Genomic DNA, 25169 nt, shown 5'->3' on the forward strand with positions numbered 1-25169 from the left:
TCCTACTGCGCCATCTGCGGCTGTTTCGCCGCGCGGGCTGCGGTCAGTTCCGCCGTCGTGTGGTTCAGGCGGTCGGCGAGCACCCGCATGATTTCCACGGCCATCTCCGGAAAGTCGCTGAGCAGCTTCAGGAAGTGCTCCTTGCTGATGCGCAGGACCTCGAGCGGTGAGGTGGCGCGCACGGTTGCCGTGCGCGAGACATCGCAGAGAATGGCGATCTCGCCGACGATGGAATTGAGCTCGACATCGGCGACCTTGATCTCGCCCGCCGGCGAGGAGACGATGATATCGGCAGTGCCTGAAAGAATGACATAGGCGGCGTCGCCGACATCACCCTGATGGAAAAGGTTCTGCCCGGCCTTGTAGGTCATACGATCGGAGGTGAAGGCCAAAAGCTTGAGCTTTGCTGGTGCAATCCTCGAAAAGATCGGCACCCGTCGCAGCATTTCGACTTCGTCTCTCAACAGCATGAGCGCTTTAACCCCCTGCCGCATGGTCCCTGGGACCAGGCGTCTTCAAAACTCCGGGGCGTCCCACCGGGAACGCCTCCTTTGCCGCCCCAATAGAATATTACGATAACAGTTCCTTGAACATACCGTTTTTCTCGGAAAGTTCCGGATAGTTTCCTGCCTCCGCCAATCCGCCGCGGTCGAAGAGCAGGATTCGGTCGAACACTTCGGCCAGCCGGGCGTTGGTGAGCACCCAGACGATGGCCGGCCGGTGGCCCTCCTCGTGCAGGTCCTCGATGATGTTGCGGGTGATCTGATCCTGAACACGCTGGTCGAGCGCCGACAGCGGCCGGTTGAAGATGAAATAGTCCGAGCGCTTCAGGAGCGCCCGGGCAAGACTCAGCTTCTGGCGCTGCACCATGGTCAGCCGCTTGCCGCCGGAACCGACGTCGAATTCCAGGCCGATCGACAGCACGTCGTCATAAAGGTCGAGCGCATCGAAGAGCTCGCCCATGATGGCGCGGATGCGGTCGGAGGCGTCGGCCTGTTGATAGGCGATGCGGCCGAAGAGCACGTTGTCCATCAGGCTTGCCGAAGGGGTGAAACGCTCGGCGTCGTAGCGCTCGATCAACTCGGCGAGGTCGGCCGGAATATGCTCATGGAATTGCTTGCGGGCGCTGACGATCTTGTCCATCAACTCGTTCGTCAGCAAGCCGAAGCGGTGGCGGGGTTCGATATAGGCGAAGCTCAGCCGGATGATGGCCGAGCGTTCCTCCGGCGTGGCATCCTCGAAGCGGCGGCTTTGCAGCTTCTGCAGCAGCGCCTGGTAGGTCGGAATGTCGTCCGCCGTCATGAAGGTCAGCTGCTGGAAGAAGGGATGGTCCGGCGGCAGGTCGTGGAAGAGTTCCACCGCGTTCTCGGCGATCTCGAGGCCCATGGCATAGAGGTCCGTGCTGAGGCCGGTCTGGCGGAAGAGCTGCTGGAAGTAGGGGTGGGCGGCAAGCCTGCGATTGGTCATCAAAGGCCGCTTCATCGTGCCGAAGAGCAGGTTTTCGCCAACCGTCGCCTGAGCGTTGTAGGCGTCGAAATCGAAAGGCACGACGATCGTGTCGAGCCCTTCGTCGCGCAGCCGGTTCCTGAGCGCGGAGCGCAATGCGACGACATGGTCGCTGACGGCCACATGCACGTCGGTGTTGACGGTCGAGCGCAGCGCCAGATCGAGAATATCCTGCGAGATCAGCACGGCGTCGAGCACCGGCCGGATCGCCTTCAGCAGGTCCTCGGGCCCGTTGGCGCCGGCGGCCTTGTAGTCCACCCAGTCGCTGTTGAGGTCGAGCGTCGGATTGCCGGCCTTCGTCGCCTCGACGGAATGCCACTTATATTCCAGCGCTTCCCTCTCGTCGTAGACGGGGTCGGTCATCGGCGCGTGCTTGAGGCCGTAGAGCAGGTTGCTCGCCAGCGTGCCATGGAAGAAGAAAGTGTCGGCAGAGGCATAGGAAATGCGCCGGCCGGTGATCGATTCCGGCAGATCCAGGAGATCGCGACCGTCGATGGTGATGCGGCCGGAATCCGGCCAGATCATGCGTCCAAGCGCCTCGGCGAAGGCTTCGGCGCCGCTGCCGTTCGGACCGACGATCGCCACCGTCTCGTTCGGCTTGATTTCGACGGAGACGTGGTCGACGAGGCGGGCGCCGCTGTCGTCGGACAGCGTCAGGTTGGTGACGACTAGGGCGCTCGTCAGCGCACCGACCGGGGCGATCGCCAATTCCTGGATGCGGCTGTCGATCAGCGGCTCGACGTTGAACTGCTCGTAGACCTGCTGGTACTTCACCTGCACGTCCTGGCGCATCTGGTCCCAGTCGATCAGTTCCTTCAGCGGACCGGGCAGGTCCTTGTAGGCAGATATGACGGCGACGAGCTGGCCGATGTCGAGCCTGCCTTGCAGCGCGAGGTAGCCGCCGATCGCGTAGAACAGGAAAGGCGTGACCTGGGCGAGGAAGTTGTTGATGAACTTTACCAGGAACTTCCACTGGTACAGGTCGTAGCGGATCGAGAAGATGCGGCCGAGCCGCGAGGCGATGTCGGCGCGTTCGAGGTTTGATGTGTCGTTGCCGTGGATCGTGCCGATGCCGTCGACGATTTCGCCGACGCGGCCGGAAAGCTCGCGCGCCGTCAGCTGCCGCTGGCGGCCGAGGTCGAGCAGGCGCTTGCGCATGCGGGGAATGACGACAGCCTGCACGCCGACGATGCCGGCGGCGATCATGCCGAGCCAGAAATTCTGGATGATGATGAAGGCGAGCGCCGTGATCGCCTGGCCGCCGAGAAGGGCAGGCGAGACGAAAGCGTCGCCTGTGAAGCCGCCCATCGGCTCCACCTCATCCTTGATCATGGTGGCAATCTCGGCCGATTTCACCCGCTTGAAATGAGCGGGCGGGAACCGCAGCACCCGGTCGATGAGCTCGAAGCGGATGCGCCGCAGCATGCGTTCGCCGAGCCGCCCCTTATAGGTGTTGATATAGAATTTGAAGAGACCATTCAGCACCACAAGCGTCAGAAACACCAGGCTGAGGGCCATCAGCATCTGGAAGCGGTTGAGCTGCAGGCCTTGAAAGAATTCGACATGGCCGATCAGCGGTATGTCATAGCGGATGTGCATGAACGTCTGCGTTGCGCCGGGACCTTCGAAGCCGTCGCCTTGAATCGGTCCGTTGACGATCTGCTTCGGCAGGTCGAAGGACAGGAAATAGGGGATCATCGAGGCGGCTACGACGGCCAGTATCCACAGCTGCTGCAGCCGCGTGTTCTTCCAGATGTAGCGGGCGAGGCTTTTTTCCATGGCTAACCGTCAGCTTGCTGGGAAATTCCGGGGGTGCGATCCGGGCGCCGGGGTGGGAGGAGTTCTGGGAACTGGACCATGCAGCGAACCGCCGATATCGCAATGAAAACAAGGCGAAACGACCGGCTGCAAAAATGCCGATTCTCGCCGGAACATTGCTTATATCACAGGAATTTTGGATTAGGCGAGCGATTCGGCAATCATGGAGCGAATGATGGCGGCCGTTTTCTCCGCCCCGTCGAGATCGAGCAATACCGGCCCCCGTCGCGGCGCTGCGAGCGCCGTTTCGACAGCTTCTTTCACATGGTCAGGCGTCAGCCCTTTTTCCGGCAGGATGTCGGCGAGGCCGAGCGCCTGCAGCCGTTCGGCGCGCACTGTCTGCTCTGTCTCGCCGCCGGCGACGAAGGGGATGAGGATTGCCCGGCATTCTGTGCGCAGCAGGTCGCCGACCGTGTTGTAGCCCGCCTGCGAGATCGAAACTTTTGCACCGCGCAGCAGCGAGGGAAAATCCTTGCGAAAGCGCACCAGAGTCACGTTCCGGGCGACATCGCGCGACAGCGCGGCAAAATCGGCCTCCGGCAGGTTCGGTCCCGATATCAGCAGCCAGCGAAGATCGGCGGGCAGCATCGCCGCCGCCGCCTTTGCCGCGCCAATCAGTTCGGCGCCGACAGCGCCGCCACCCGCCGAGGCGATGATATCGAATGTCTCGGTCGGTTCCGGCGCCGGCGGAGCTGCGACGAGGCCAGTATAACGCAGCCTGTCGGCAATCCCGGGTGCCAGCGGGAAAGTATCTTCGAGCCTGATGAAACCGGGATCGCCGTGGACGAGCACGGCATCGAAATGATCCCTGACCAGCGCGACGGTCTCCGCGTCGCGGCCGGCCTTGCGGTTTTCCTGCAGGATGTCGCGCACCGAACTCAAGAGTTTCGGCCGCGGCTCGGCCTTGCCGATCGCTTCGAGCAGCGGCAGCAGTTCGAAGCGCATCTGCCGCCGGCCGAAGGGGAAGGCTTCGATGATGACGACATCCGGCCTTGCGGCATGGAAGGCGTCAAGCAGCAGCTGGCGGCGGGCATTGAGGAAAGCTTCGTCCGCCGGCCGGCCATCGGCATCGGCGAGGCCGGAGAAGCCGGCATCGTTGGCAACGACCGCCGGCAAGGCCACGGTCTTTATGCCCTCGGCGGGAAAACCCGGCACCGGCAGGCCGCCGGTCACGACGGTCACGTCGAAACCGTCCTTGACAAGTGCATTGGCGATGCGGCTGGCGCGGGCGATGTGACCGATGCCGAGCAGGTGCTGGACATAGAAAAAGATACGCGGTGCCGTCATGAGGCTTTCTGCCATTCGGCCTCGAACAGGCCGGCGAGCTGTCTGATGCTGGAATGATAGTCGAAATGTTCGCGCACCTGGCTTTCGGCGGCATCGCCGAGGCGCTTGCGCAGTGCCGGATCGCGGATTGCAGCCTCCAGCGCCCGGGCAAGCAGCACCGGGTCCTCCGGCGGCACGACAAGGCCGTTTTCGCCGTTTTTCAGCAGTTCCGGCACGCCGGATACCTCGGTGGAAAGGCAGACGAGCCGCTGGCTTGACGCTTCGACCAGCACGTTCGGCAGGCCGTCGCGGTCGCCATTGGCGGCGATCCGGCAGGCAAGCGCGAAGAGGTCGGCACGGCGGTAGTGATCGAGCACGTCTTCCTGCGCCATGGCGCCCTTCCAGACGATGCGATGGGAAAGGCCGAGTTCGGCGGCAAGCGCCTTCAGTTTTGCAAGCTCCTCGCCGCCGCCGATATGGTCCATGCGCCAGTGGAGTTCCGCGGGCAGAAGTGCCAGCGCACGCAGCAGCACGTCATAGCCTTTTTTCTCGACTGCGCGGCCGACACTGAGGATGAAGGCGGGATCGTCGGGATTGCCACCGGTCCGGTCCGAGCGCTCTCCGGCAAAATGGCCGAAACGGGCAAGATCGAGGCCGTGATAACTCAGGTGCACGGCCTCCTTGCGTGGTGTCAGCGTCCGCATATGCTCGTAGCCGGTCCTGGTGCAGGTCACGGTCCAGCGGGCACTGCCGAGCTTTTCGTGCAGCTCCCAGTCGGGCGACGTCCAGATATCCTTGGCGTGGGCCGAACAGGTCCAGGGCGTTCCGGTCAGGATGCTCGCATATTCCGTCACCGAGGCCGGTGTGTGGATGAAATGGGCATGCAGCCATTCACCTCCATCAGGCCATTCGCGCGCGAGCACCAGCGCCTGGCCAAGGCGGCGGAAGCGGTTGCGGGAGATGTCGCGCTTGAGGTCGGTGAGAAAACGCTTCATCAGCGCCTTGAAGCCGGGTTTCGAAAAGCCGGCGAACAGGCCTTTCAGCACGCGGATCGGCTCCTCGTGCAGATATTCCGGGAGGTAGACGACGCGCGCCCTGATCTCGTCATGCACGGGATGGCGCTTCTTGTCGGTCGGCCGGCGCATCGAAATCAGAGTCAGGTCGAAGCCGGCCTTTTCGAGGCCGAGCAGCTCCTGGGCGATGAAGGTTTCCGAAAGGCGGGGGTAGCCTTTCAGCACGACGAGGATCTTGCGGCGTGGCGGCAAGGCCTTGCCCTATTCTGCGCCGACGAGGGAAAGATGGCTGCCGCGGCCGTCGATCCATCGGCCGACGGTCTGCGAGATATGGTCCAGCCCTTCGAGATGCATATTGCTGCCGCTCTTCGACGGCGGCAGCCGGGAGGGTAGGCGCTTCAGAGCCTCGGCCATGATCGTCGGATCGACCGATTGTTCCGGCAGCAGCATGTCGACGAGGCCGAGTTCGCTCGCGCGCTGGGCGCGCAGCAGCTGTTCCTCGCGCGGCTTGACGCGCGGCACGATGAGGGCCGGCTTGTCGAAGGAGAGGATCTCGCAATAGGTGTTGTAGCCGCCCATGGCGACGACGCCGGTGGCACCATCGATCAGCTCTTCCATGTGGTTGTCGAACTCGATCACCTCGATATAGGAGATGGCTTCCCCTTTCTGCACCAGCTTGGCGCGCTCGGCGGCCGGCATATAAGGCCCGAGCACCACGAGCGCCTTCTGCGTCAGCGTCGGATCGGCCTCGTAGGCGTTCATCACGTCGTGGACGAGATCGGAGCCGTCGCCGCCGCCGCCTGTCGTGACCAGCAGGTAATTGTCCTTGCGGGCGTTGATCGAAGTCTTGCCCTTGGAGACGCTGCGCTGCAGGAAACCGACGAAATCCATCTTCCGGCGCAGGCTCGCTGGCACGTCGAGACCGACAAGCGGGTCGTAAAAGTCAGGCGGCCCATAGACCCAGACGCTGTCGTAATATTGGTCGATCTTCTGCATGATGCCGTTCTTTTTCCACTCGGCCTCGAGCAGATGCGGCGCGTCCATGATCTCGCGCAGGCCGAGCACCAGGACAGTGCCGCGGGCCTTGAGATAGGCGAGCGTATCCTCGACCTCGCCCTTCAGTCCCATCGGCTCCTTGTCGACGATGAAAATATCGGGCTGGAAGGTCTCGGCCGTGTGGCGAATGCTCGATTCGCGCATCTTCAGCGTCTCGTGCAGGTCGATGTGGCTGGCGAGCGACGTATATTCGCCGTTGCGAAGCTTGATGACGCTCGGGATCTTCACGAAGTCGACGCGGGCGCGGTAGTCGAAGGCGCCGGCGATCGTCGCACCCGAAATGATCAGGATGTTGAGGCCGCGATAATCCTCGACCAGCGCATGGGCGATGGCGCGACAGCGGCGCAGGTGGCCGAGACCGAAGGTGTCGTGGCTGTACATGAGGATGCGCGCATCTTCGAGACGTCTGGACATGGGCATTCCCTCTGGGGTGAACGACATACTTAGCACCCCCACCGTCCGGATGCCACGAGGCGGCGGTGCCGGGAAGCTCCACCGTGCTTGCTGCTATTTGTAGGGATCTGCCGCGTCACGCAAGCCGTCTCCCAGAAAGTTGAACGCCAAAATGACAAGAACAACAGGAATGATCGGATAGAGCAGCCAGGGATAGAATGCGATGACGCTGACGCTTTTGGCCTCGGTCAGCAATATGCCCCAGCTGGTGATCGGCGGACGAAGACCTAGGCCCAGGAAGGAGAGCGCGGTTTCGCCGAGGATCATACCGGGGATCGAAATCGTCGCCGAGGCAATGAGATGCGACATGAAACCAGGCACCAGATGCCGGCCGATGACGCGCGGCGTGCTGGCGCCCATCAGCTGTGCGGCCTGCACGTAATCCTCCTCGCGCAGCGCGAGCAGCTTGGAGCGCACGGCGCGCGCAAGCCCGGTCCAGTCGATAATGCCGAGGATCACCGTTATGCCGAAATAGATGACGATCGGGCTCCACGTCACCGGCATGATGGCCGCCAGCGCCATCCATAGCGGCAGGCTCGGCAGCGATTGCAGCACCTCGATCAGGCGCTGGACGATGAGATCGAAAAAGCCGCCCCAATAACCGGCAAGACCGCCGATGACGATGCCGAGCACGAAGCTGATCGAAATGCCGATCAGGCCGATCGTGAGCGAAATCCGCGCGCCGTAGAGGATGCGCGAGAGAACGTCGCGGCCGAGCCTGTCGGTGCCGAGCAGGAACATCTGGCCGCCGATCGCCGGGCAGACGAGATGATAGTCCGACGCGGCAAAGCCCCAGAACTTGTAGTAATCGCCGCGGCAGAAGAAACGGATCGGCTGCACGTCATTCGGCTTGTCGGTGTAGACGCGGTGCAGCGTGTCGATGTCGAGCGTCATGCTGCGGCCGTAGACGAAGGGTCCGACGAAGCTGCCCTTGTCGAAGAAGTGGATGCTCTGCGGCGGCGCATGGATGAAATCGACATTGCGCGTGTGCAGACCGTAGGGCGCCAGGAACTCGACGATCAGGATCATCAGGTAGGTGACGGCGAGAAAGATGCCGGAGATCAAGGCCAGCTTGTGCTGCTTGAACTTCCACCACATCAGCTGCTTTTGCGAGGCGAGATGGATGCGCGATTGCGCCGCCGTCATCGTCTCGGTCGCGTGCGGATCGAAAGGCGCGGTCGAGACGTAATGGGGAAGCGGTGCGCCGGGTGCGGGAAGGGGCGACATTATTTGGTGCTCCTGCCTTGCAGACGGATGCGGGGATCGAGGAAGCCCAGCGCGATGTCCGAGATCAGCACGCCGATGACGTTGAGGAAGGCCAGGAACATCAGGAAGGAACCGGCGAGATACATGTCCTGGCTCTGCAGCGCCTTGATGAGCATCGGTCCTGTCGTTTCCAGCGACAGCACGATCGCGACGATCTCGGCGCCCGAGATGATCGACGGCAGGATCGAGCCGATATCGGCAATGAAGAAGTTGAGCGCCATGCGCAGCGGATATTTGACCAGCGCCTTGAGCGGCTGCATGCCCTTGGCGCGGGCGGTCATGACATATTGCTTCTGCATCTCGTCGAGCAGATTGGCGCGCAACCGCCGGATCATGCCGGCCGTTCCTGCCGTGCCGACAATGATGACCGGAATCCAGAGGTGGGCGAGGATCGACTTTGCCTTTTCCCAGCTCATTGGCGCGTTGAGATATTGCTGGTCCATCAGATGGCCGATCGACAGCCCGAACCAGACATTGGCAAAATACATCAGGATCAGCGCCAGCATGAAGTTCGGGATGGCGATGCCGAGCAGGCCGAAGAAGGTCAGCCCATAGTCGCCCCAGCTATATTGATGGGTGGCCGAATAGATGCCGATCGGAAAGGCGATCAGCCAGGTCAGCAGGATCGTGGTGAAGGAGACGAGGATCGTCAGCCACAGGCGGTCGCCGACCACGTCGGAGACCGGCAGCTGATATTCGAAGGAATAGCCGAAATCGCCGTGCAGCATGCCGCCGACCCAGTAGAAATAGCGCACGATCTCCGGCTTGTCGAAGCCGTATTGCTGGCGCATCTCCTCGATTTCCTGGAGATTGGCGGTCTCGCCCGAGGCGCGCAACTCGGCGATCTGGCTCTCGAAGAAATCGCCCGGCGGCAGTTCGATGATGGTGAACACCAGCGCCGATATGACGAAGAGCGTCGGGACCATGGCGGCGATGCGCCAGAGAATGTATCTGAGCACGCCTCAGGCCTCCTTGTACCAGAATGTATCCGGCATGTAGACGCCGAGATAGGAGGTGGGATCGAAGCCGTAGAGCGCGCGCTCAGGCAGGTTCTGCAGCTTGGCGGCTCGAAGGATCGGTTGCAGCGTGCTGTTGATGAGGCCGATCGAGAAGACCTGTTGCGTATAGAGCGACAGCATCTTGTGCCAGATCACCTCACGCTCCTCGAATTTCGCCGTCGAGCCCCATTGGCCGAGCAGGTCGACCAGTTCGGCCGCCTCCGGCAGGTCGGGCGCGGTGCCTTCCTGGCCGGCCGAGAGATAGTGCATGCCCCAGAGTGGCCATTGCAGCTGATCGTCGAGCGTCGGCGCAAGACCGGAGGGCGACATGTCGGCCGTCGGCACGCCGTTGTCGAGGCCGTACCAGATCGACATCATGATCGTGCCGCTCATGGCACGGTTTCGGAACACGTCGCGCTGCGAGGTGCGGGTATAGAGCGCGAGGCCGATATTGGCCCAGTGGTCGTGCACCAGCTCCAGCACGTCGGTGTCGAGGTTGCTCTCGCCGGCGGTCTCGACGGTGATCTCGGCGCGTCGTCCGTCCGGCAGCAGCCGGATGCCGTCATCGCCGCGTTTGGCGAGCCCAAGCTCGTCGAGAAGGCGGTTGGCCTCGTCGGGATCGAATTTCACATAGGCGTCGGCATATTCCTGCTTGAAGAGCGGGCTGTCGGGCAGGACGGTATCGGCGCTTGGCGTGCCGAGGCCGTAGAAGGCGACCATGTTGACCTCGTGCCGGTCGATCGCCAAGGAGAGTGCCCGGCGCAGGCGCACATCGCGGAAGAGGCCGCGCCACAGCTCGTCGGCGCAGTTGAGGTTGGGCAGCAGCGTGATGCGCGAGCCGCGCGCGACCTTCCAGAGATCGACCTTTACGGGGAAGCGCTTCTCGGCCTCCTTCAGGAAGGTGTAGTCGTTGAAATCGATGCCGGTCGCCTGCAGGTCGGCTTCGCCGGCACCCGCCTTGGCGGCAATGATCGACGAGGAGGAGACATTGAGGATGAAGCGGTCGAGATAGGGAAGCTGCCTGCCGGTCTCGTCGACGCGGTGGAAGAACGGGTTTCGATCGAAGACGAACTGCTCGGCCGGCAGCGCCGTCGTATTGCGCCAGGGATCGAGCGTCGGCAGGTTCGGGTTTTCCGGGCGGTAGGAACGCGCCATCTTGATATGCAGGTCTTGCCACTTCTTGACGCGGTTGGCCTGCATCATCTGTTCCATCTTCGCCTGGTCCGGCTGGAACTTCTTGTGGAACTGCTTGAGGTAATGCGCCGGCCCGAAGATGATGAGCGGTATAGGACCTGCCAAGGTCGGCAGGAACATCGGGTTGGGTTTTTCCCAGGTGTAGCGCACGGTCAACGGATCGAGCATCTCGAAATGCGGCAGGTTGCCGTGCGGGCGGAGCTCCAGCGCGCCGCCGCCAGGCGTGAGCTTGTCGTTCAGGATGACGTCTTCCCACCAATAGCGGAAATCGTCGGCCGTGAACGGCTCACCGTCGGACCATTTATGGCCCTCGCGCAGCGTGAAGGTGAAGACCGTGTCGTCCTCGGACTGGAAATTGGCCAGGATATCCGGCTGGAACTGCAGGTGCTTGTTATAGCCGACCAAGCGGGCATAGCCGTAGATCGTCATGAAGCGGATGTCGCGCTGGCCGCCGATGATGGTGCGCACCGTGCCGCCATAGGCGCCGGGTTCGAGCCCCATCTCTTTCAGGTTAACGATGCGCGGGCGAGCGGGAATGCGCTCGGCCATCGGCGGCAGGCTGCCGGCGGCGAGCCGCTCCTTGAGGAATTCCGGTTCGCCGAGTGGGTCGGCCCGCAGCACCGCGGGCGCGATCGCCGCGCCGACGAGGCCGCCGAGGAAGATGCGACGCGTCACCATCCGCGTAACTCCTTGGCATCGGCGCCCTTGCGGGCGCGCACCAGATGGCCGTCGCCGAGGTCGGCATAGGCAAGCTCGGAGGCGTCGTCATGCTCGGCGGTGAAGGTCGCGCCCCAGTTCTGCTTGTCGGCGGCGCCGTTTTCCCTGAGCGCCTTGAAGTCGAGCGGTCGGTCGAGATCGGGGAAGGGAACGGCGGCGAGCAGCGATTTCGTATAGGGGTGCACCGGATCGCGCAGGATGATCTCGCGCGGTGCGATCTCGACGATGCGGCCCTTGCACATCACCGCGATACGATCGGCCACGTAATCGACGACGGCGAGATTGTGCGAGATGAAGAGATAGGTGAGCCCCAGCTCCTTCTGCAGGTCTTTCAACAGGTTGAGAATTTGCGCCTGGACGGAGACGTCGAGGGCCGAGACCGGCTCGTCGAGGATGACGAGCTTCGGGCCGAGGGCGAGTGCGCGTGCAATGCCGATGCGCTGGCGCTGGCCGCCGGAGAAGCTGTGCGGGTAGCGGCTGAGGTATCGCTTGTCGAGGCCGATGGCACCCATCAGCCCCTCGACCTTGCGCTTGCGCTCGGCGCTGTCGCCGCGGTCGTGAATCTCCAGAGGCTCGCTCAGGATGTTGCGCACCGTCATGCGCGGCGAAAGCGAGGAGACAGGATCCTGGAACACCATCTGGATCTTGGTGCGCATGTCCTGCAACGCGTCGCCGCGCACGGAGAGCACGTCGATCACATCCTTGCCGTCGTTGAACACCACCGCGCCGCTATCCGGCGTGATGGCGCGCATCAGGATCTTGCTGACCGTGGTCTTGCCGCAGCCGGACTCCCCGACGAGGCCGAGACACTCGCCGCGGCGAATGTCGAAGCTGACGTCGTCGACGGCGCGCACAACGCCGGCTTCCTGCTTTCCGAAGAAGCCGCGCCTTCGCGTCTTGTAGGTCTTCGAGAGGTTGGTGACGGAAAGCAGCACGCCCGGCGCTTCCGCCTGTACCGGTTTCTTCTTGCCGACGAGGGCTTCGAGATTGACCGGTACGTCGCGCAAGGCCTTCAGCCGTTCGCCGGGCTTCATGTCGAAATGCGGGACGGCGGCCATGAGGCCCTTGAGATAGGGATGCTGCGGATTGCGGAAGATCGCCTCGACCGGACCCGCCTCCATGATCTCGCCGTGATAGATAACGACAACCTCGTCGGCCATGTTGGCGACGATGCCGAGATCGTGGGTGATGAGCAGCATCGCCATGCCGAGCTTGGCCTGCAGGTCACGGAGCAATTCCAGGATCTGCGCTTGGATCGTCACGTCGAGCGCCGTCGTCGGCTCGTCGGCGATCAAAAGCGCCGGCTTGCAGATCAGCGCCATGGCGATCATCGCACGCTGGCGCATGCCGCCTGACAGTTCGAACGGGTACATGTCGTAGGTGCGGCGCGGATTGGAAAAGCCGACCAGACCGAGCATCTCCTCGGTTTTATCACGTGCCTGCTGCTTGTCGGCGTCGGTATGGATCAGCAGCACTTCGCTGATCTGGTTGCCGATCGTATGCAGCGGCGAGAGCGAGGTCATCGGCTCCTGGAAGATTGTCGCCATGCGCCGGCCGCGCAGATCGCGCATCTCCTCGCTGTCGCGGGGCAGCGACAGGATATCGGTCGCGCTGCCGTCGAGCGGATCGGTGAAGAGAATACGGCCGGAGGCCTTGGCGGGATTGGGCAGGATGCCCATGACGGCCTGGCTGATCACCGATTTGCCGGAGCCGGATTCACCGACGAGAGCGGTGACTTTGCCGGGAAGAATACGGAGATTGGCTTCCTTTACGACGCGCAGCCGGTCGCCGAAAACCGAGAAGGAGACGTCGAGATTCTCAATACGCAACAAATCGGCCGCAGACGCCATACCAATGAAATTCCCCAGTCTTCTATGTTCCCGTTAAGGCACACTATCGTACCGCAAACGGGGTGTCCAGTTGATGACAATCGCAGGGGAAATCCCCGCGTCCCGCCCGAAATTTCCCGGGCGAAACACGCAGATTGATGGCGGAAGCTTGGGATTTACTGGATGAATTTCTCCATGCTCGTCTGCTTGACCTGTTTCTTGGCGTCGCGATGCAGGAGAATAACCTGCTCGGCCTCGGAGATCCCGTTCTGCGCGGCGTCGCGGAAGCTTTCGTCGACATGGATCTCAGGCGTTGGCGCGCGCGGCTGCAGCACCGTCACCTTCTGGCGGATGCCGCGCAGCTTCTCCTCGCCGAGCCTCGTCCATTCGCCGCCGCAATAACCGGCGAAGGCCTGGCTGGCGACGACCTCGCGACCGTATTTCTTGGTGAGGATCTGCAGTCGCTGCACCTCGTTGACCGCCGATCCGAAGGCGGAGAAGGTCAGGCGGTCCTTGAGGCCGACATTGCCGAACATGACGTTGCCGACATGCAGGCCGATGCCGTAGCCGATCTTGCTGAGGCGCTTCTGCTCGCGGTCGTTGTTGAGCTCAGCAACCCGCGCCTGCGCCTGATGGACCGCCGAAAGAGCGGCTTCGCAGGCGATTTTCGACGGGTCCTTGTGGCGCCCGCAGGGATAGACCGCGAGGAAGCCGTCGCCGAGGAAGCTCAGGATCTCGCCGCCATTGCGGTTGAAAGGCGCGGCGATCGCGTCGAAGAACTCGTTCAGCGTGTCGATATAGGCCTGCCGGCCTTCCTTTTCGGCATACATGGTGGATTCGCGCATGTCGCCCATGACGAGCGCTGCGCGGATCGTTTCGCCGTCGCCACGGCGGATCTGGCCGTTCAAGACCCGCTTGCCGGCATCGCCGCCGAGATAGGTGGTCAGCATGTTGTTGGCGAGCTTGCCGAGCACCGCCATCTTGGCGGCGACCGCCAGATGGTCCTGCATCCTGAGCAACGCATCGATCATGTCGTCGGAAAAGCCGTTGTGATGGTCCGTCGACCAGGAGCCCATCATGCCCTGCACGGAGCCGTCGCCGAAGGGCTGCACGAAGGCGAGATAATCGGTGATACTGTCCTTGCGCAGGTCCTCGAAGATCGGGAATTCATTCGGGCCCTCCTGCATCAGCCGGCGGCGGATGTGCTGGAGGTTGTTGTCGAGCAGATAATAATAAGGGCTCTGCAAGAAGCGGTCCGGCTTCTGTCCAGCGGGCATGCGAAAGCCTTCGATGGTGACGCCGCTGGCGCGCCGCCAGGTGAAGCTCAGCGCATCATAGAGCGGATGCAGCATCGAAAAACTAAGATGCACGCGCGCGATCGGCAGGCCTGCTGCGGCAATTCTTTCACAGAAACCGCGCACGATGTTTTCAAGATCGTCACCTGCCAGCGAAGAGTTCGTCAGCCATTCGGCGACCCGGTCCAAAAGGATAGAGGACACGCTGGATTCGATCGTGCTCATTCTCGGTATGATCCTCATAAAGCACGCCATCCCCAAGAACCAAAAATCCTTCCGCCGGCACATTTTCATGCGCAGGACACAAGGAAATCAGGATGTACGAGCGGTATTATTGTGTCAACGATCTGCCGAAAGCCCGGCAGGGGCACCCCTCAGCTCTCCGGTCGGAGATCGGACGGGCAGTCCTTCCATGGTGGTTTATTATCAAAAGTCAAAATAGGGATGCTGCAATTGCGAAACAATGGGATCGGCATTTTTTTGTGGCCCGAAGTTGCAGCGAAGGCCGTCACCGAGTCATTTCCGCCACACCCGGCTAAACATCATAAGACTGCTGTTCGCGACGCCTTCGGCTCTTCCGCGCGCAGAGGACCGAGCCCGGGTTTAATTTGTCGCGATCATGCACTAGATCAGCTTCCTGAAATTTCCATCTTTTGAAAGATCCCGTCTTGGCCAGCCCCTCCTTCGATACGCTCTCTAGGAAGATCGAAACCCGCACGGCGCGCGCCGGCATCATCGGGCTCGGCTATGTTGGCCTGCCGCTGGCGATGGCGGTGGCGCGCAGCGGCTTTGCGGTCACCGGCTTCGATATCGATCCCGGCAAGATGGTGGCGCTCGACGCGCGCCGCTCCTATATCGACGCGGTGAGCGACGAAGCGCTTGCCGCCGAGATCGATGCCGGCCGCTTCAAGGCGACGACCGATTTCGCCGGCCTTGCCGATTGCGACGTCATTATCATCTGCGTGCCGACGCCGCTCACCAAGCACCGCGATCCCGACCTTTCCTTCGTCGAGGCGACATCGCGCTCAATCGCCGCGCATCTGCGCCCCGGCCAGCTCGTCGTGCTGGAATCGACCACCTATCCCGGCACGACCGACGACGTGGTCAAGGTCATTCTCGAAGGCACCGGGCTGAAGTCCGGCTCGGATTTCTTCGTCGGCTTCTCGCCGGAGCGCGAGGATCCCGGCAACCAGCATTATCATACCGCCACCATCCCGAAGGTCGTCGCCGGCGACGGCGCCGAGGCGCTGTCGCTGATGAAGGCCTTCTACGGCGCGGCGGTGTCATCGGTCGTTCCGGTCTCCTCCAATGCGACGGCCGAAGCGGTGAAGCTTACCGAAAATATCTTCCGTTCGGTCAATATCGCCCTCGTCAACGAGCTGAAGACCGTCTATGCGGCTATGGGCATCGACGTCTGGGAAGTGATCGATGCGGCCAAGACCAAGCCCTTCGGCTATATGCCCTTTTATCCCGGCCCCGGCCTCGGCGGCCACTGCATCCCGATCGATCCTTTCTACCTCACCTGGAAATCGCGCGAATACGAACTGCCCACCCGCTTCATCGAGCTTGCGGGCGAGATCAATTCGGCGATGCCGCGTTACGTCGTCGGCAAACTTGCCGAAGCACTCGACATTCGCGCCGGCAAGGCGCTTAGCCGCAGCAGGGTGCTCGTGCTCGGGCTCGCCTATAAGAAGAATGTCGCCGATATCCGCGAGAGCCCGTCGCTGCGGCTGATCGAGATCATCGAGGAACGAGGCGGGCGGGCGGACTACCATGATCCCTTCGTCGCCGAGATCCCGCCGACACGCGAATACCAGGCGTTGAAGGGCCGCAGATCGGTGACGCCGACGCCGGAGACCGTCGCCGGCTACGATGCGGTGTTGGTCGCGACCGACCACGACAGTGTGGATTATGCGGCGCTCGTAAAAAGCGCCTCGCTAATCGTCGACACCCGCAACGTTTTCAACCGGCTCGGCCTTTCGGCCGATCATGTCATCAAGGCGTAATGGAAACAGCCGAAAGGGACTTGCCGGTCATGTGGCTTGCGGCCACCGCGTAACCGCCGGCTGCACCGTCGATGAAATGCATGTGGTCGCGCGAAATCGGCGTCGGCACGAAGCAGGTCATCAGCGCCGAGGCCTGCCGGTGCAGGCCGTAGCGGGCAATACCCTTGGTCCGCGCCTCTTCCAGCAGTGTTTCGATCCGTTTCAGGTGATCGGCATCGACGTCGACCGTCATTTTCAGCCCGTCGTCGAACTTGCGGAAATCCGAATTGCCGGCGACGTCGCGTTTGTAGCGGCGGGCGTCGAACTTGCCGAGCGGAATGCCGAGCTTGTGGAGCAGGACCGTAATGCCGAGCTGCAGGAAGATGATGAACTTCTGCCGCAATCGCCGGCCTGCCGGCGCCGTGGCTTTCGCTTCTCGGTTGATGCCGTGTAGCGAGAAGGCAAGGTCCGGACCATCAGCCGGCACGGGATGGCTGTCGCGGTTCTGCTCGGTGGTGATGGCGACGATGCCGTTGACGAGATCGCGGAATTCCTGGCCCGGCCGGCCTTCGCCGGGTACGGCGATAATCGAGACGATCTCGCCGTTGCGCGCCCCGATCGGGCTCCAGCGGCAGGAGAGGCCCGTGAGATCAGGGCGCGTTCCCTTAGGCGCGTGCGCAACGCCGTAGCGGCCGAGCTTCATCTGTCTTTCGGCCCAGCTGGTGCCGCCGCCCCAGAACATCGCATAGGTGACGTAAGGACTTGCGGAGTAGCGCGCGACGCGGACGTCGAGGCCTTCAGCCCGCGTGTCGGCGACCGGAACGATTGCGATGCGCAGCATCAGCTTCAGATCTTCCTCGACCCAGACCTGGACGGCCGCAAGCGCGTCACGCGCTGCCTTCTCCAGCGAACCGGGAAGCGCGATCAGCGCGCCGTCGCCGCCGAAGACGAAGGGATAGTCGCCCTTGCCGACGGAATTCAAGACCGCTGATATGACGCTGGCGCCCGCCATGTTGACGTCCTTGTAGCGGCCGCCGGCGATTGCCTGCGTCGAGCCGACGATGTCGGCGAGCGCCAGCACCCACCCGTCTGGTAGCGGCCGGTAGTTGGCGGCATCGGTCACGCCTTCGAATTCGCTGAAGAGCGGCACGTCGGCAAAGAAGTCTTCGTCGGTCACGGTTTCCATGTCACCCAGCTTAGCACAGACCCATGTTGCTACTGCAACGCCATTTCCCATTTACGGCAATCGACTTGGCAAGGTTTCATGTGTTAGCACGCCTCACGATTTTCATGACGGATACGGATTAGATGAGCCGCCTCGACAGCTTCATTCGCCGGTTGACGGCCCAACGCGACATTCTGAACTCGATCACCGATCTGGTTGCAGAAATCGAAGGCCCGGTGCTGGAGTTCGGCCTCGGCAACGGCCGCACCTATGATCATCTGCGCGAAATTTTTCCCGGCCGGCGCATCGTCGCCTTCGACTGGGAAGTCCGCTCCTATTCGGCCTCGACGCCAGAGGCGCAAGACATGGTGACCGGCAATATCCGCGAATCCGGCCAGGCCTTCGTCGGCATCGGCGCAGCACTGGCCCATGCCGATATCGGCACCGGCCATGACGAGATCGACGCGGTGACGCTGACCTGGCTGCCGCAGCTGATGGCCGGCGTGCTTGCCCGCAACGGCATCGCCGTCTGCGGCCTGCCGCTGGAGCATGCCGAGCTGGTGGCGCTGCCGCTGCCTGAAGGGATCAAGGAAGGGCGTTATTTCCTCTATCAGAGGAAATGATCAGTATTGCAGGCAACTTCCACGTCGGTCGTTTTTAGCCCTTGCGGGCGCACTATAATCTCGACTGGATGCCGGGGCGTAATGGCGAAAAGTCTCGACGCACAAGCACTGCTTTTAAATTCTGAGCTTCGATAACCGCTTATTGCAATTTCTGCGCTTGAATTGTAGCTGTTTTTCATCCGAGACGACTGTCGTGGCAAGACGATGGTGAGTCGTCGCCGTGTTTACAGCAAGCATAAATGGGGGCATGGAAATGGGGTTTACTGAAGCTGTACGGACAGTTCTAACGCAGAAATACGTCACCTTCTCCGGCAGGGCATCTCGCTCGGAATATTGGTGGTTTCAGTTGTTCAATTGGGGACTGGGCGTCGCACTCTGGTTTGTGAGCTTCTTGCTTACGCCGAATAGTGCTTCGTCATTGTCCAACCCTTTCTCGGTAATCGGGGGATTGATTTCACTCGCATTGATCCTGCCGCAGATAGCCCTTCAGGTTCGCCGCTTTCATGATCGCAACATTTCCGGTTGGTGGTATCTCGGACTCATCGTCGCGTGCTTCATTCCGTTTGTTATCTTCATTTCGGTTCTTGTGATTTTCGTGATCAGCGTACTTCCGGGCACCGAAGGTCCGAACAAGTTCGGGCAGGATCCGCTGCGTCCCGAAGCGAGAGCAGAGGTCTTTGCCTAGAGCATGACCATCCGCAACCTCGGTCTGTTGGTGGCTCTGTTGCTCGCCGCCTCGGCTCAGTTTTCGCCTGCGCGGGCGCAGGATAGTACCGGTCAGCAGGTTGAGGGTGGCGATCATCAAAGGAGCGCCGCGGGAGCAGAATATGCCGCGCAGTGCTCGCAGAATGGCCTTCGGTGCACGCTCGTCTATGGCGATGCCTCTGTAAACACCGAGCCGGCATCGAATACCACATCTTCGTCACCGCAAAGCAGGCCGCCGTTGATGATCCCGCGGGAGCCGGTTGTCGCTGGTCCTCTAGCGGTTGCGGTCGTGCTTGTCGGTCTCGTCGCAGTCATCGGCTTGTGGATCTGCTTCGGAAACGGCGGTGTCCTGCTCTCGTCTGCTCCACGCGACATCAAGCGGCAGGGAGAGGCGCCGCAAAGCTGGCGGACGTCAGCAGCGGAGGCCGAGGAAAGGCCTGGTGATTTCCTGCAGCGCATTGCGGCTATGGCGGATCGACGGCAGGCGCTTGTCCTCCTGCTCAGGCATTGCCTGCTTCACGCCGCTGACATCACGGGAACGCGTCTTTTCCGCTCGGATACGGAACGGGCCGTTTTCGCCCGTCTGCCGGAAAATATGCCCGACCGCGATCGCCTCGAAAATCTGCTCACGGCGGTAGAACTTGTTCACTACGGCGGCCGCCCGCTGACGGAGAGCCATTTCGGCGTCATTCTCGGGGCGGCGCGCAGCGTGCTGTCGATAGGCAGATTGGCCAATGCGTAATTCGGCGCCGCTTCTGTTTCTGGGGCTGTTGCTTGCGCTGGCGGCGTTGGCAGTCTTTGCGCTGTCACGCGGCAGCGATTACGACCGCTCGCCCCTCGGCAACAAGGGGTTGGAGTTGTGGCTGCAAGCCAAGGGAATACCTGTCCTCCGATCTGACTCTCATATCGCCCGAGCGCGTTCAGAAATTTCGCTGCGCATCGTTCCCTTGTCGATACGCCAAAACGGGGTTGCCGCACCTCAGGCCGACGAGAAAACGAATGATTTGGGTCCGGAAAACCCGGCCGAGGAGGCGAGCCACTACGCGCTGCCGACACTGATCATCATGCCGAAATGGCGCGGCAACGTGTCGATCGACGGTGTTGCCAGCGAATCGGGACTGATTGATCTCACCGATATTCGCAGTGAACTCGACAGGATCGGTTATTCGGATCTGGGTCTCAATCGAAGCGAGAACGGATTTGAAGAGGCGCATCCTTACCTGAAACCGGACCAGCCAATCCGGATCGCCTTGTATCATGCACAAACCTTCGATCTGGCGAGTCTGCCGTCCAATTGTAAGGAGCTCGCGGGCACGCTGACGGGTGCGCTTCTCGTCCGATGCGAGAACTACCCCCGCGTCTATCTGCTGTCGGATCCCGATCTGTTGAACAATCATGGGTTGGCTCTGGCCGATAATGCCTCTTTTGCCGTGTCGCTCGTCACGCTGTTGCGTAAGGCGGGCGAAACCCGGCCGGTCTATCTGGATACATCAGGCCAACCGCTGGACAGCAAGAAACCGGTTGATGAGGGCCGTACCTATGAGCGCTCAGCGAGCGACCTGAAGCGGTTCTTCGCCTATCCCTTGTCCGTCATCTGGGGAACGCTCATCCTTGTCGCGGCGATATGCTTCTGGCGCGGCGCCTATCGCTTCGGCCCGCCTTTGCGCGAGGCATCCGCAAACATCGAAATGTCGAAGACCGCTGCGATCGAAGCCACGGCGCGTCTGCTGCGCCTGTCGGGCAATGATGGCCGGATGACGGGGCAGTTCGTGCTCCATCTGCTCGCCGACAAAGCGCAACTTTTTTTCGGCCCCGGAGCCGGAAACGAGGCTGGTATAGAGCGGCTGTTTCAGCGCCTGGCGCGCCGCGATCAGGCGACGGCGAAGGCATTGCATTCGTCAGCGCAGGCGCTGATCGATCGTGGACATGTAATGACGCGGGCAGATTTGCACCGCAATCTCGAAATATTCAGAAAGTCGCTGGGGAGCATAGACCTTGGATCTAGGTGAATTTCGCAATCTTATTGCCACGGTTCGTGGCGAGATCGGCAAAGTGGTACAGGGGCAGGATGCGATTATCGACCTCGTCCTGATCTCGATCTTTGCCGGCGGGCACTGCCTTGTGGAAGGTCCTCCCGGCACGGCAAAAACCTTGCTCGCCCGTTCCGTTTCCGCTGCCATGGCGCTGGACTATCGTCGCATCCAGTTCACGCCCGACTTGATGCCGGGCGATGTTCTGGGTGTCAATCTTTTCAATTTTCAGACAAACCAGTTCCACCTGACCAAGGGCCCGGTCTTTACCGACATTCTTCTTGCCGACGAGATCAACCGAGCGCCGCCAAAGACGCAGTCCGCCCTGCTTCAGGCCATGAACGAGCGGATGGTCACGCTTGACGGGACCGATTATTCCCTCGGGTCCAATTTCTTCGTGCTCGCCACGCAGAACCCGATCGAGCAGCAGGGCACCTATCCTCTGCCGGAAGCACAGCTCGATCGTTTTCTGTTCAAGCTCGTCGTCGATTTTCCCGACTGGGATACGGAAATCGCCATTCTATCCAGACACGCCAGCCAGGCGCTGAAATCGGATGCGCGCAATGCCGGCATCCGTCCGCTCGTCACCAGCGCCGCGCTTGCTGCGGGACGCGCCTTGATAGACGCAATCCATCTGGACGAAACGATACTGACATACATCGTCGACCTTGTGCGCGCCACACGCTCCGATCCCGACATTCTCTATGGGGCATCCACGCGCGCGGCCGATGCTCTTGCCTCGGCAGTACGCGTGCGTGCGGCGTTCGAGGGCCGGGATTACGGCTTGCCTGACGATGTCCAGGTTTTGCTGGTACCCGCCCTGCGCCATCGCATCATTCTTTCGCCTTCGGCCGAAATCGATGGCCGCACGCCGGACGAGGTGCTTCGCAACATCAAGAACCGCGTGGATGCACCCCGTTAAATGCGGCCATCGTCATATCTGATCGCGCTCGTTCTGATTTCTGCTGCGGTGACGGTCTTCGCCAGCGTGTGGTGGCGCGACGTCGGCTACCTCTTGCTTGTCATGTGGCTTGTGCTCGCGGTAGTGACGGTCGCCGATCTTGTTATCTCAAACCTGTCGGGCAGGATGACGATCGATTTCGATCTGCCGCCGCAAGGCTTTGTCGGCCACACCGCCGAATTCATTGTCGGCATCAGGCCGCAGAAGAAAGCGCTGTCTCGTAAAATCGAAATCCGGCTTGATCTCGCTCCCGAGCTCGTCGTCTCCGAAATCAGATGGCTCAACCCTGCATCGGGTGCTGGAGAAGGAGAGGTTAAGGCCTCTCTGGATCTTCAGCTGACGCGACGGGGACAATTTGCGGTCAAAGAACTGTGGCTGAAATGGCCATCGCGATTGAAGCTGCTCGACATCATCGCGCGGATGCCTGTGGGAAAAGAGATTGCCGTTCTGCCCGACATATCGCCGGTCCTTTCAGGAGCGATAAAAACCCAGATCCTGCCGCTCGAAGGCGGCCAGAAGGATCTGCGGCTGCGCGGCGAGGGATCGGAATTCCATCAGCTGCGGGAATTTGCAAGCGGCATGGATCCGCGCAGCATCGACTGGAAACGCTCCGCCCGAATGCGTAGTCTCGTCGTGCGCGAGATGAGGGCCGAACGAAACCATCAGGTCATCTTGTGCATCGATTCCGGAAGGCTGATGGCCGAGCAGCTCGCCGGATTCACCAAGCTCGATCGCGCCATCAATGCGGCGCTCGCCATGTGCTGGGGCGCAGGGCTCGCCGGCGATCTCGTGGGCTTCTACAGCTTCGACAGCCGCCCGCGCCTGTTCGTGCCGGCCCTGCCCGGCAGATCGGCCTTTCCGCGATTGCAGACGGTGTGCGCCGGGTTGCGCTATGAAACCCAGGAGACCAACCATACGCTGGGACTGACGCATCTGTCAGGACGTCTGAAGCGACGCTCGCTAATCGTGATATTCTCCGATTTTGTCGACACCATCACGGCGGAGTTGATGATCGAGAACATACAGGTGCTCGCCCGGCATCATTTCATCGTCTACGTCGCCTTGCGCGATCCCATGCTGGCAAAGTTTGTGGAACCCGAAGAGACGACCCTGGACGCCGTAGCCCGCTCCGTCGCAGCGCGCCAGATCCTTCACGAGAGGCGCGCCGTCATGGAAAAGCTCGTGCGTCTCGGCGTACTTTGTCTTGATAGCACACCGGAAGCACTGACCTCGGATCTCATTGCACGCTACATCGAAATCAAATCCCGTGAGATGATATGATGGATATCGGTATCGACGGCAGGATAGATCAGGGCGCGACGGTCAACGCCGGCGCTGTCCAGAACGATATGCTGCGCTCGGCGCGTTTTCGGGTGGAACGCGAGGCGCACTGGCGTCAGCTGGACGATCTTGTGAAGCGTGCCGAGCAAGGCGGTGCAGCTGCGCTCGGCTATGACGAGGTCCGCAATCTCGCTAGCGGCTACAGGCAGGCAATGAACTCGCTAAGCGTGGCGCGCGACATCTCCCTCGACCGCGCCCTGATCGCGTACCTGGAAAGCCTCTGCGCCCGGGCCTATCTCGTCGTCTACGCTCCGCAGGAAAGCCTCGGCGGGCTGATCACTCGCCTGCTGACGCAGGGTATTCCGCAGGCGGTGCGTCGCTCGGCCCTGCCTCTGTTCATCGGCTTCCTGGCGCTCATTCTCGGCGCGCTGGCCGGATACAGGCTCTACGAAAACGACCCGAGCTGGTTCTACACCTTCGTGCCCCCCGAGATGGCCGATCAGCGCACGCCCGATGCATCGGGCGATTATCTCAGATCGACGATCTATGGCGACGAAGGGCAGCACGACAGCGACCGGCTGGCCGCATTTTCCGCGTTCCTGTTTTCCCACAATACGAGCATCGTCGTCCTGATCTTCACGCTCGGCGTTTTCGTTTCGGTGCCAAGCTTTGTCCTGACCTTTTACAATGGCCTGATCCTTGGCGCTTTTTTCGCGATGTTTGCGCGGAAGGGGCTCGGCTACGACGTGTTTGCCTGGCTCTCGATCCACGGCGTAACCGAACTCGCGGCAATCGCCATTGCCTGTGCGGGCGGTGCAAGACTTGGACTTGCCGTTCTCCTTCCGGGTGCGAGAACGCGAAAGGAAGAGTTGCGCCACCAGGCCCATGATGCCGTCAAACTCGCGATCCTTGCCGCACTCATGCTCGTCGTGGCAGCCTTCATCGAAGGATTTCTGCGCCAGCTGATACAGGATCCGACCTTGCGCCTCGTCATCGGCTGGGGGATGGGTCTCTTCTGGATCGGCTGGCTGCTGCTTGGCGGCCGGGAAAGCAAAGCTTCGCGCGAGGCCGCGCGATGAACCAGTCGGTCAAGGACGGCAAGCGCGCCGGACAGTTCATCCCGCCGGAGGGCGTCCCGATCACTTTCGCCATTGCCTCGCTCGGAACGCGTTTCGGGGCGCAATTCCTCGACATCCTCTTCACCACGATCGTCATCTTCATCTGTGCTTTTGCGATCGTCTTCACAGGCGTTTTGCCTGCGAGCGCCCAGGGAATGCTGATGGTGTTGCTCGGTTTTCTGGTGCAGACCCCCTATTACATTCTCTCCGAGCTCATCTGGAACGGACGCACGCTCGGAAAGAGAATAACCGGCATCCGCGTCATCAACGTGGACGGACGCCGGCTGACCCCGCACCAGGTCACCGCGCGCAACCTGATGAAGGAGGTCGAGATCTTCGCCCCGATGGGCCTTCTGGCCTCGGTTGGCACTCAATCGGCATGGGAAAACGGTCTGACGACCCTCTGGTTTCTTGTGGTCGTAGTCGTTCCCTTTGCCAACCGACGGCGGCAAAGGATCGGCGACATCATCGCTGGCACGCTTGTCGTCGACAATCCGCGCTCCGTGCTGCTGTCCGACCTCGTTTTGTCTGCCCCCGCCGCCGCATCCTCACAGCAGGCCTTCGAATTCTTGGCAGAGCATCTCGACGTCTACGGCAAATATGAGCTGCAGACGCTGGAAGACGTGCTCCGCGATTCCAGCAAGACATCCAACCATCAGGAAATCGTCCAGATCGTCAAAACCATCACCCGAAGGATCCGCTATCCAGACACGGTGAAATCAGGCCAGGAGCGGCTATTCCTCAACGAGTTCTACCGCGCCCAGCGCGAGCATCTGGAGAGCCTGAAGCTTTTCGGAACGCTGCGCGAGAACAAGTATCATGAGCATACGAAAACAGAGGCGAAGAAGCTGGTTTGAGGCGGGTGAGGGAGCCTCACCGGCTGTCTTGCG

20 protein-coding genes are annotated in these 25169 nt (G+C 61.6%); 9 read left to right on the forward strand and 11 right to left on the reverse strand.

What is annotated here, in order from left to right:
* Positions 1-2: 2 nt before the first annotated feature.
* From EFB14_RS06460 to EFB14_RS06505, 10 genes are all read right to left on the reverse strand, one after another.
* Entirely contained in the window at positions 3-470 is a 468-nt protein-coding gene (locus tag EFB14_RS06460) for a cyclic nucleotide-binding domain-containing protein (RefSeq protein WP_003563501.1), read from the reverse strand.
* 100 nt (positions 471-570) lie between these two features.
* Positions 571-3285, reverse strand: coding sequence for an ABC transporter ATP-binding protein (locus EFB14_RS06465; RefSeq protein ID WP_126823735.1), 2715 nt, complete (start codon positions 3283-3285; stop codon positions 571-573).
* A 180-nt stretch (positions 3286-3465) separates the two neighbouring features.
* The gene (locus tag EFB14_RS06470; protein ID WP_126824432.1) at positions 3466-4611 is read right to left on the reverse strand and encodes a glycosyltransferase family protein; all 1146 of its coding nucleotides are present in this window, start codon (positions 4609-4611) and stop codon (positions 3466-3468) included.
* Positions 4608-5855, reverse strand: coding sequence for a glycosyltransferase (locus EFB14_RS06475; protein WP_126823737.1), 1248 nt, complete (start codon positions 5853-5855; stop codon positions 4608-4610). The genes EFB14_RS06470 and EFB14_RS06475 overlap by 4 nt, the downstream gene beginning before the upstream one ends.
* Before the next feature lie 9 nt (positions 5856-5864).
* Entirely contained in the window at positions 5865-7073 is a 1209-nt protein-coding gene (locus EFB14_RS06480) for a glycosyltransferase family protein (protein ID WP_126823739.1), read from the reverse strand.
* A gap of 93 nt (positions 7074-7166) precedes the next feature.
* Entirely contained in the window at positions 7167-8339 is a 1173-nt protein-coding gene (locus EFB14_RS06485) for an ABC transporter permease (RefSeq protein ID WP_164737491.1), read from the reverse strand.
* Positions 8339-9337: an ABC transporter permease gene (locus EFB14_RS06490; protein WP_126823742.1), complete on the reverse strand. Its 999-nt coding sequence runs from the start codon at positions 9335-9337 to the stop codon at positions 8339-8341. Before EFB14_RS06490 ends, EFB14_RS06485 begins: the two co-directional genes overlap by 1 nt.
* Positions 9338-9340: 3 nt before the next feature.
* Entirely contained in the window at positions 9341-11248 is a 1908-nt protein-coding gene (locus tag EFB14_RS06495; RefSeq protein WP_126823744.1) for an ABC transporter substrate-binding protein, read from the reverse strand.
* A complete protein-coding gene (locus EFB14_RS06500; protein ID WP_126823746.1) occupies positions 11242-13137 on the reverse strand; it encodes an ABC transporter ATP-binding protein in 1896 nt (631 codons plus the stop codon). The genes EFB14_RS06495 and EFB14_RS06500 overlap by 7 nt, the downstream gene beginning before the upstream one ends.
* Positions 13138-13292: 155 nt before the next feature.
* Positions 13293-14636 carry an adenylate/guanylate cyclase domain-containing protein gene (locus EFB14_RS06505; RefSeq protein WP_125845415.1) on the reverse strand — a complete coding sequence of 448 codons (1344 nt, stop codon included), beginning with the start codon at positions 14634-14636 and terminating at the stop codon, positions 13293-13295.
* Between the two features lie 443 nt (positions 14637-15079).
* On the opposite strand from EFB14_RS06505, the gene EFB14_RS06510 reads away from it, so the two are divergent.
* Positions 15080-16417, forward strand: coding sequence for a nucleotide sugar dehydrogenase (locus EFB14_RS06510; RefSeq protein WP_126823748.1), 1338 nt, complete (start codon positions 15080-15082; stop codon positions 16415-16417).
* Here EFB14_RS06510 and EFB14_RS06515 read toward each other — a convergent pair.
* Positions 16407-17582 carry a DUF3095 domain-containing protein gene (locus EFB14_RS06515; RefSeq protein ID WP_126823750.1) on the reverse strand — a complete coding sequence of 392 codons (1176 nt, stop codon included), beginning with the start codon at positions 17580-17582 and terminating at the stop codon, positions 16407-16409. The genes EFB14_RS06510 and EFB14_RS06515 overlap by 11 nt on opposite strands.
* A 122-nt stretch (positions 17583-17704) precedes the next feature.
* On the opposite strand from EFB14_RS06515, the gene EFB14_RS06520 reads away from it, so the two are divergent.
* From EFB14_RS06520 to EFB14_RS06555, 8 genes are all read left to right on the forward strand, one after another.
* A complete protein-coding gene (locus tag EFB14_RS06520) occupies positions 17705-18184 on the forward strand; it encodes a class I SAM-dependent methyltransferase (protein ID WP_126823752.1) in 480 nt (159 codons plus the stop codon).
* Positions 18185-18437: 253 nt separating this feature from the next.
* Positions 18438-18869: a DUF805 domain-containing protein gene (locus EFB14_RS06525; protein ID WP_126824435.1), complete on the forward strand. Its 432-nt coding sequence runs from the start codon at positions 18438-18440 to the stop codon at positions 18867-18869.
* A gap of 3 nt (positions 18870-18872) precedes the next feature.
* Positions 18873-19631, forward strand: coding sequence for a DUF4129 domain-containing protein (locus tag EFB14_RS06530; RefSeq protein WP_126823754.1), 759 nt, complete (start codon positions 18873-18875; stop codon positions 19629-19631).
* Positions 19624-20898, forward strand: a complete 1275-nt coding sequence (locus EFB14_RS06535) for a hypothetical protein (protein ID WP_126823756.1) — start codon at positions 19624-19626, stop codon at positions 20896-20898. Before EFB14_RS06530 ends, EFB14_RS06535 begins: the two co-directional genes overlap by 8 nt.
* On the forward strand, positions 20885-21841 hold the full coding sequence (locus EFB14_RS06540) for an AAA family ATPase (RefSeq protein WP_126823758.1): 957 nt from the start codon (positions 20885-20887) through the stop codon (positions 21839-21841). The genes EFB14_RS06535 and EFB14_RS06540 overlap by 14 nt, the downstream gene beginning before the upstream one ends.
* Positions 21842-23161: a DUF58 domain-containing protein gene (locus EFB14_RS06545; RefSeq protein WP_126823760.1), complete on the forward strand. Its 1320-nt coding sequence runs from the start codon at positions 21842-21844 to the stop codon at positions 23159-23161.
* Positions 23161-24240: a stage II sporulation protein M gene (locus EFB14_RS06550; RefSeq protein ID WP_126824438.1), complete on the forward strand. Its 1080-nt coding sequence runs from the start codon at positions 23161-23163 to the stop codon at positions 24238-24240. The genes EFB14_RS06545 and EFB14_RS06550 overlap by 1 nt, the downstream gene beginning before the upstream one ends.
* A complete protein-coding gene (locus tag EFB14_RS06555) occupies positions 24237-25136 on the forward strand; it encodes an RDD family protein (RefSeq protein WP_126823762.1) in 900 nt (299 codons plus the stop codon). The genes EFB14_RS06550 and EFB14_RS06555 overlap by 4 nt, the downstream gene beginning before the upstream one ends.
* Positions 25137-25169: the final 33 nt, after the last annotated feature.

The sequence above is a fragment of the Rhizobium fabae genome, assembly GCF_003985135.1.
Classification (GTDB): Bacteria; Pseudomonadota; Alphaproteobacteria; order Rhizobiales; family Rhizobiaceae; genus Rhizobium; species Rhizobium pisi.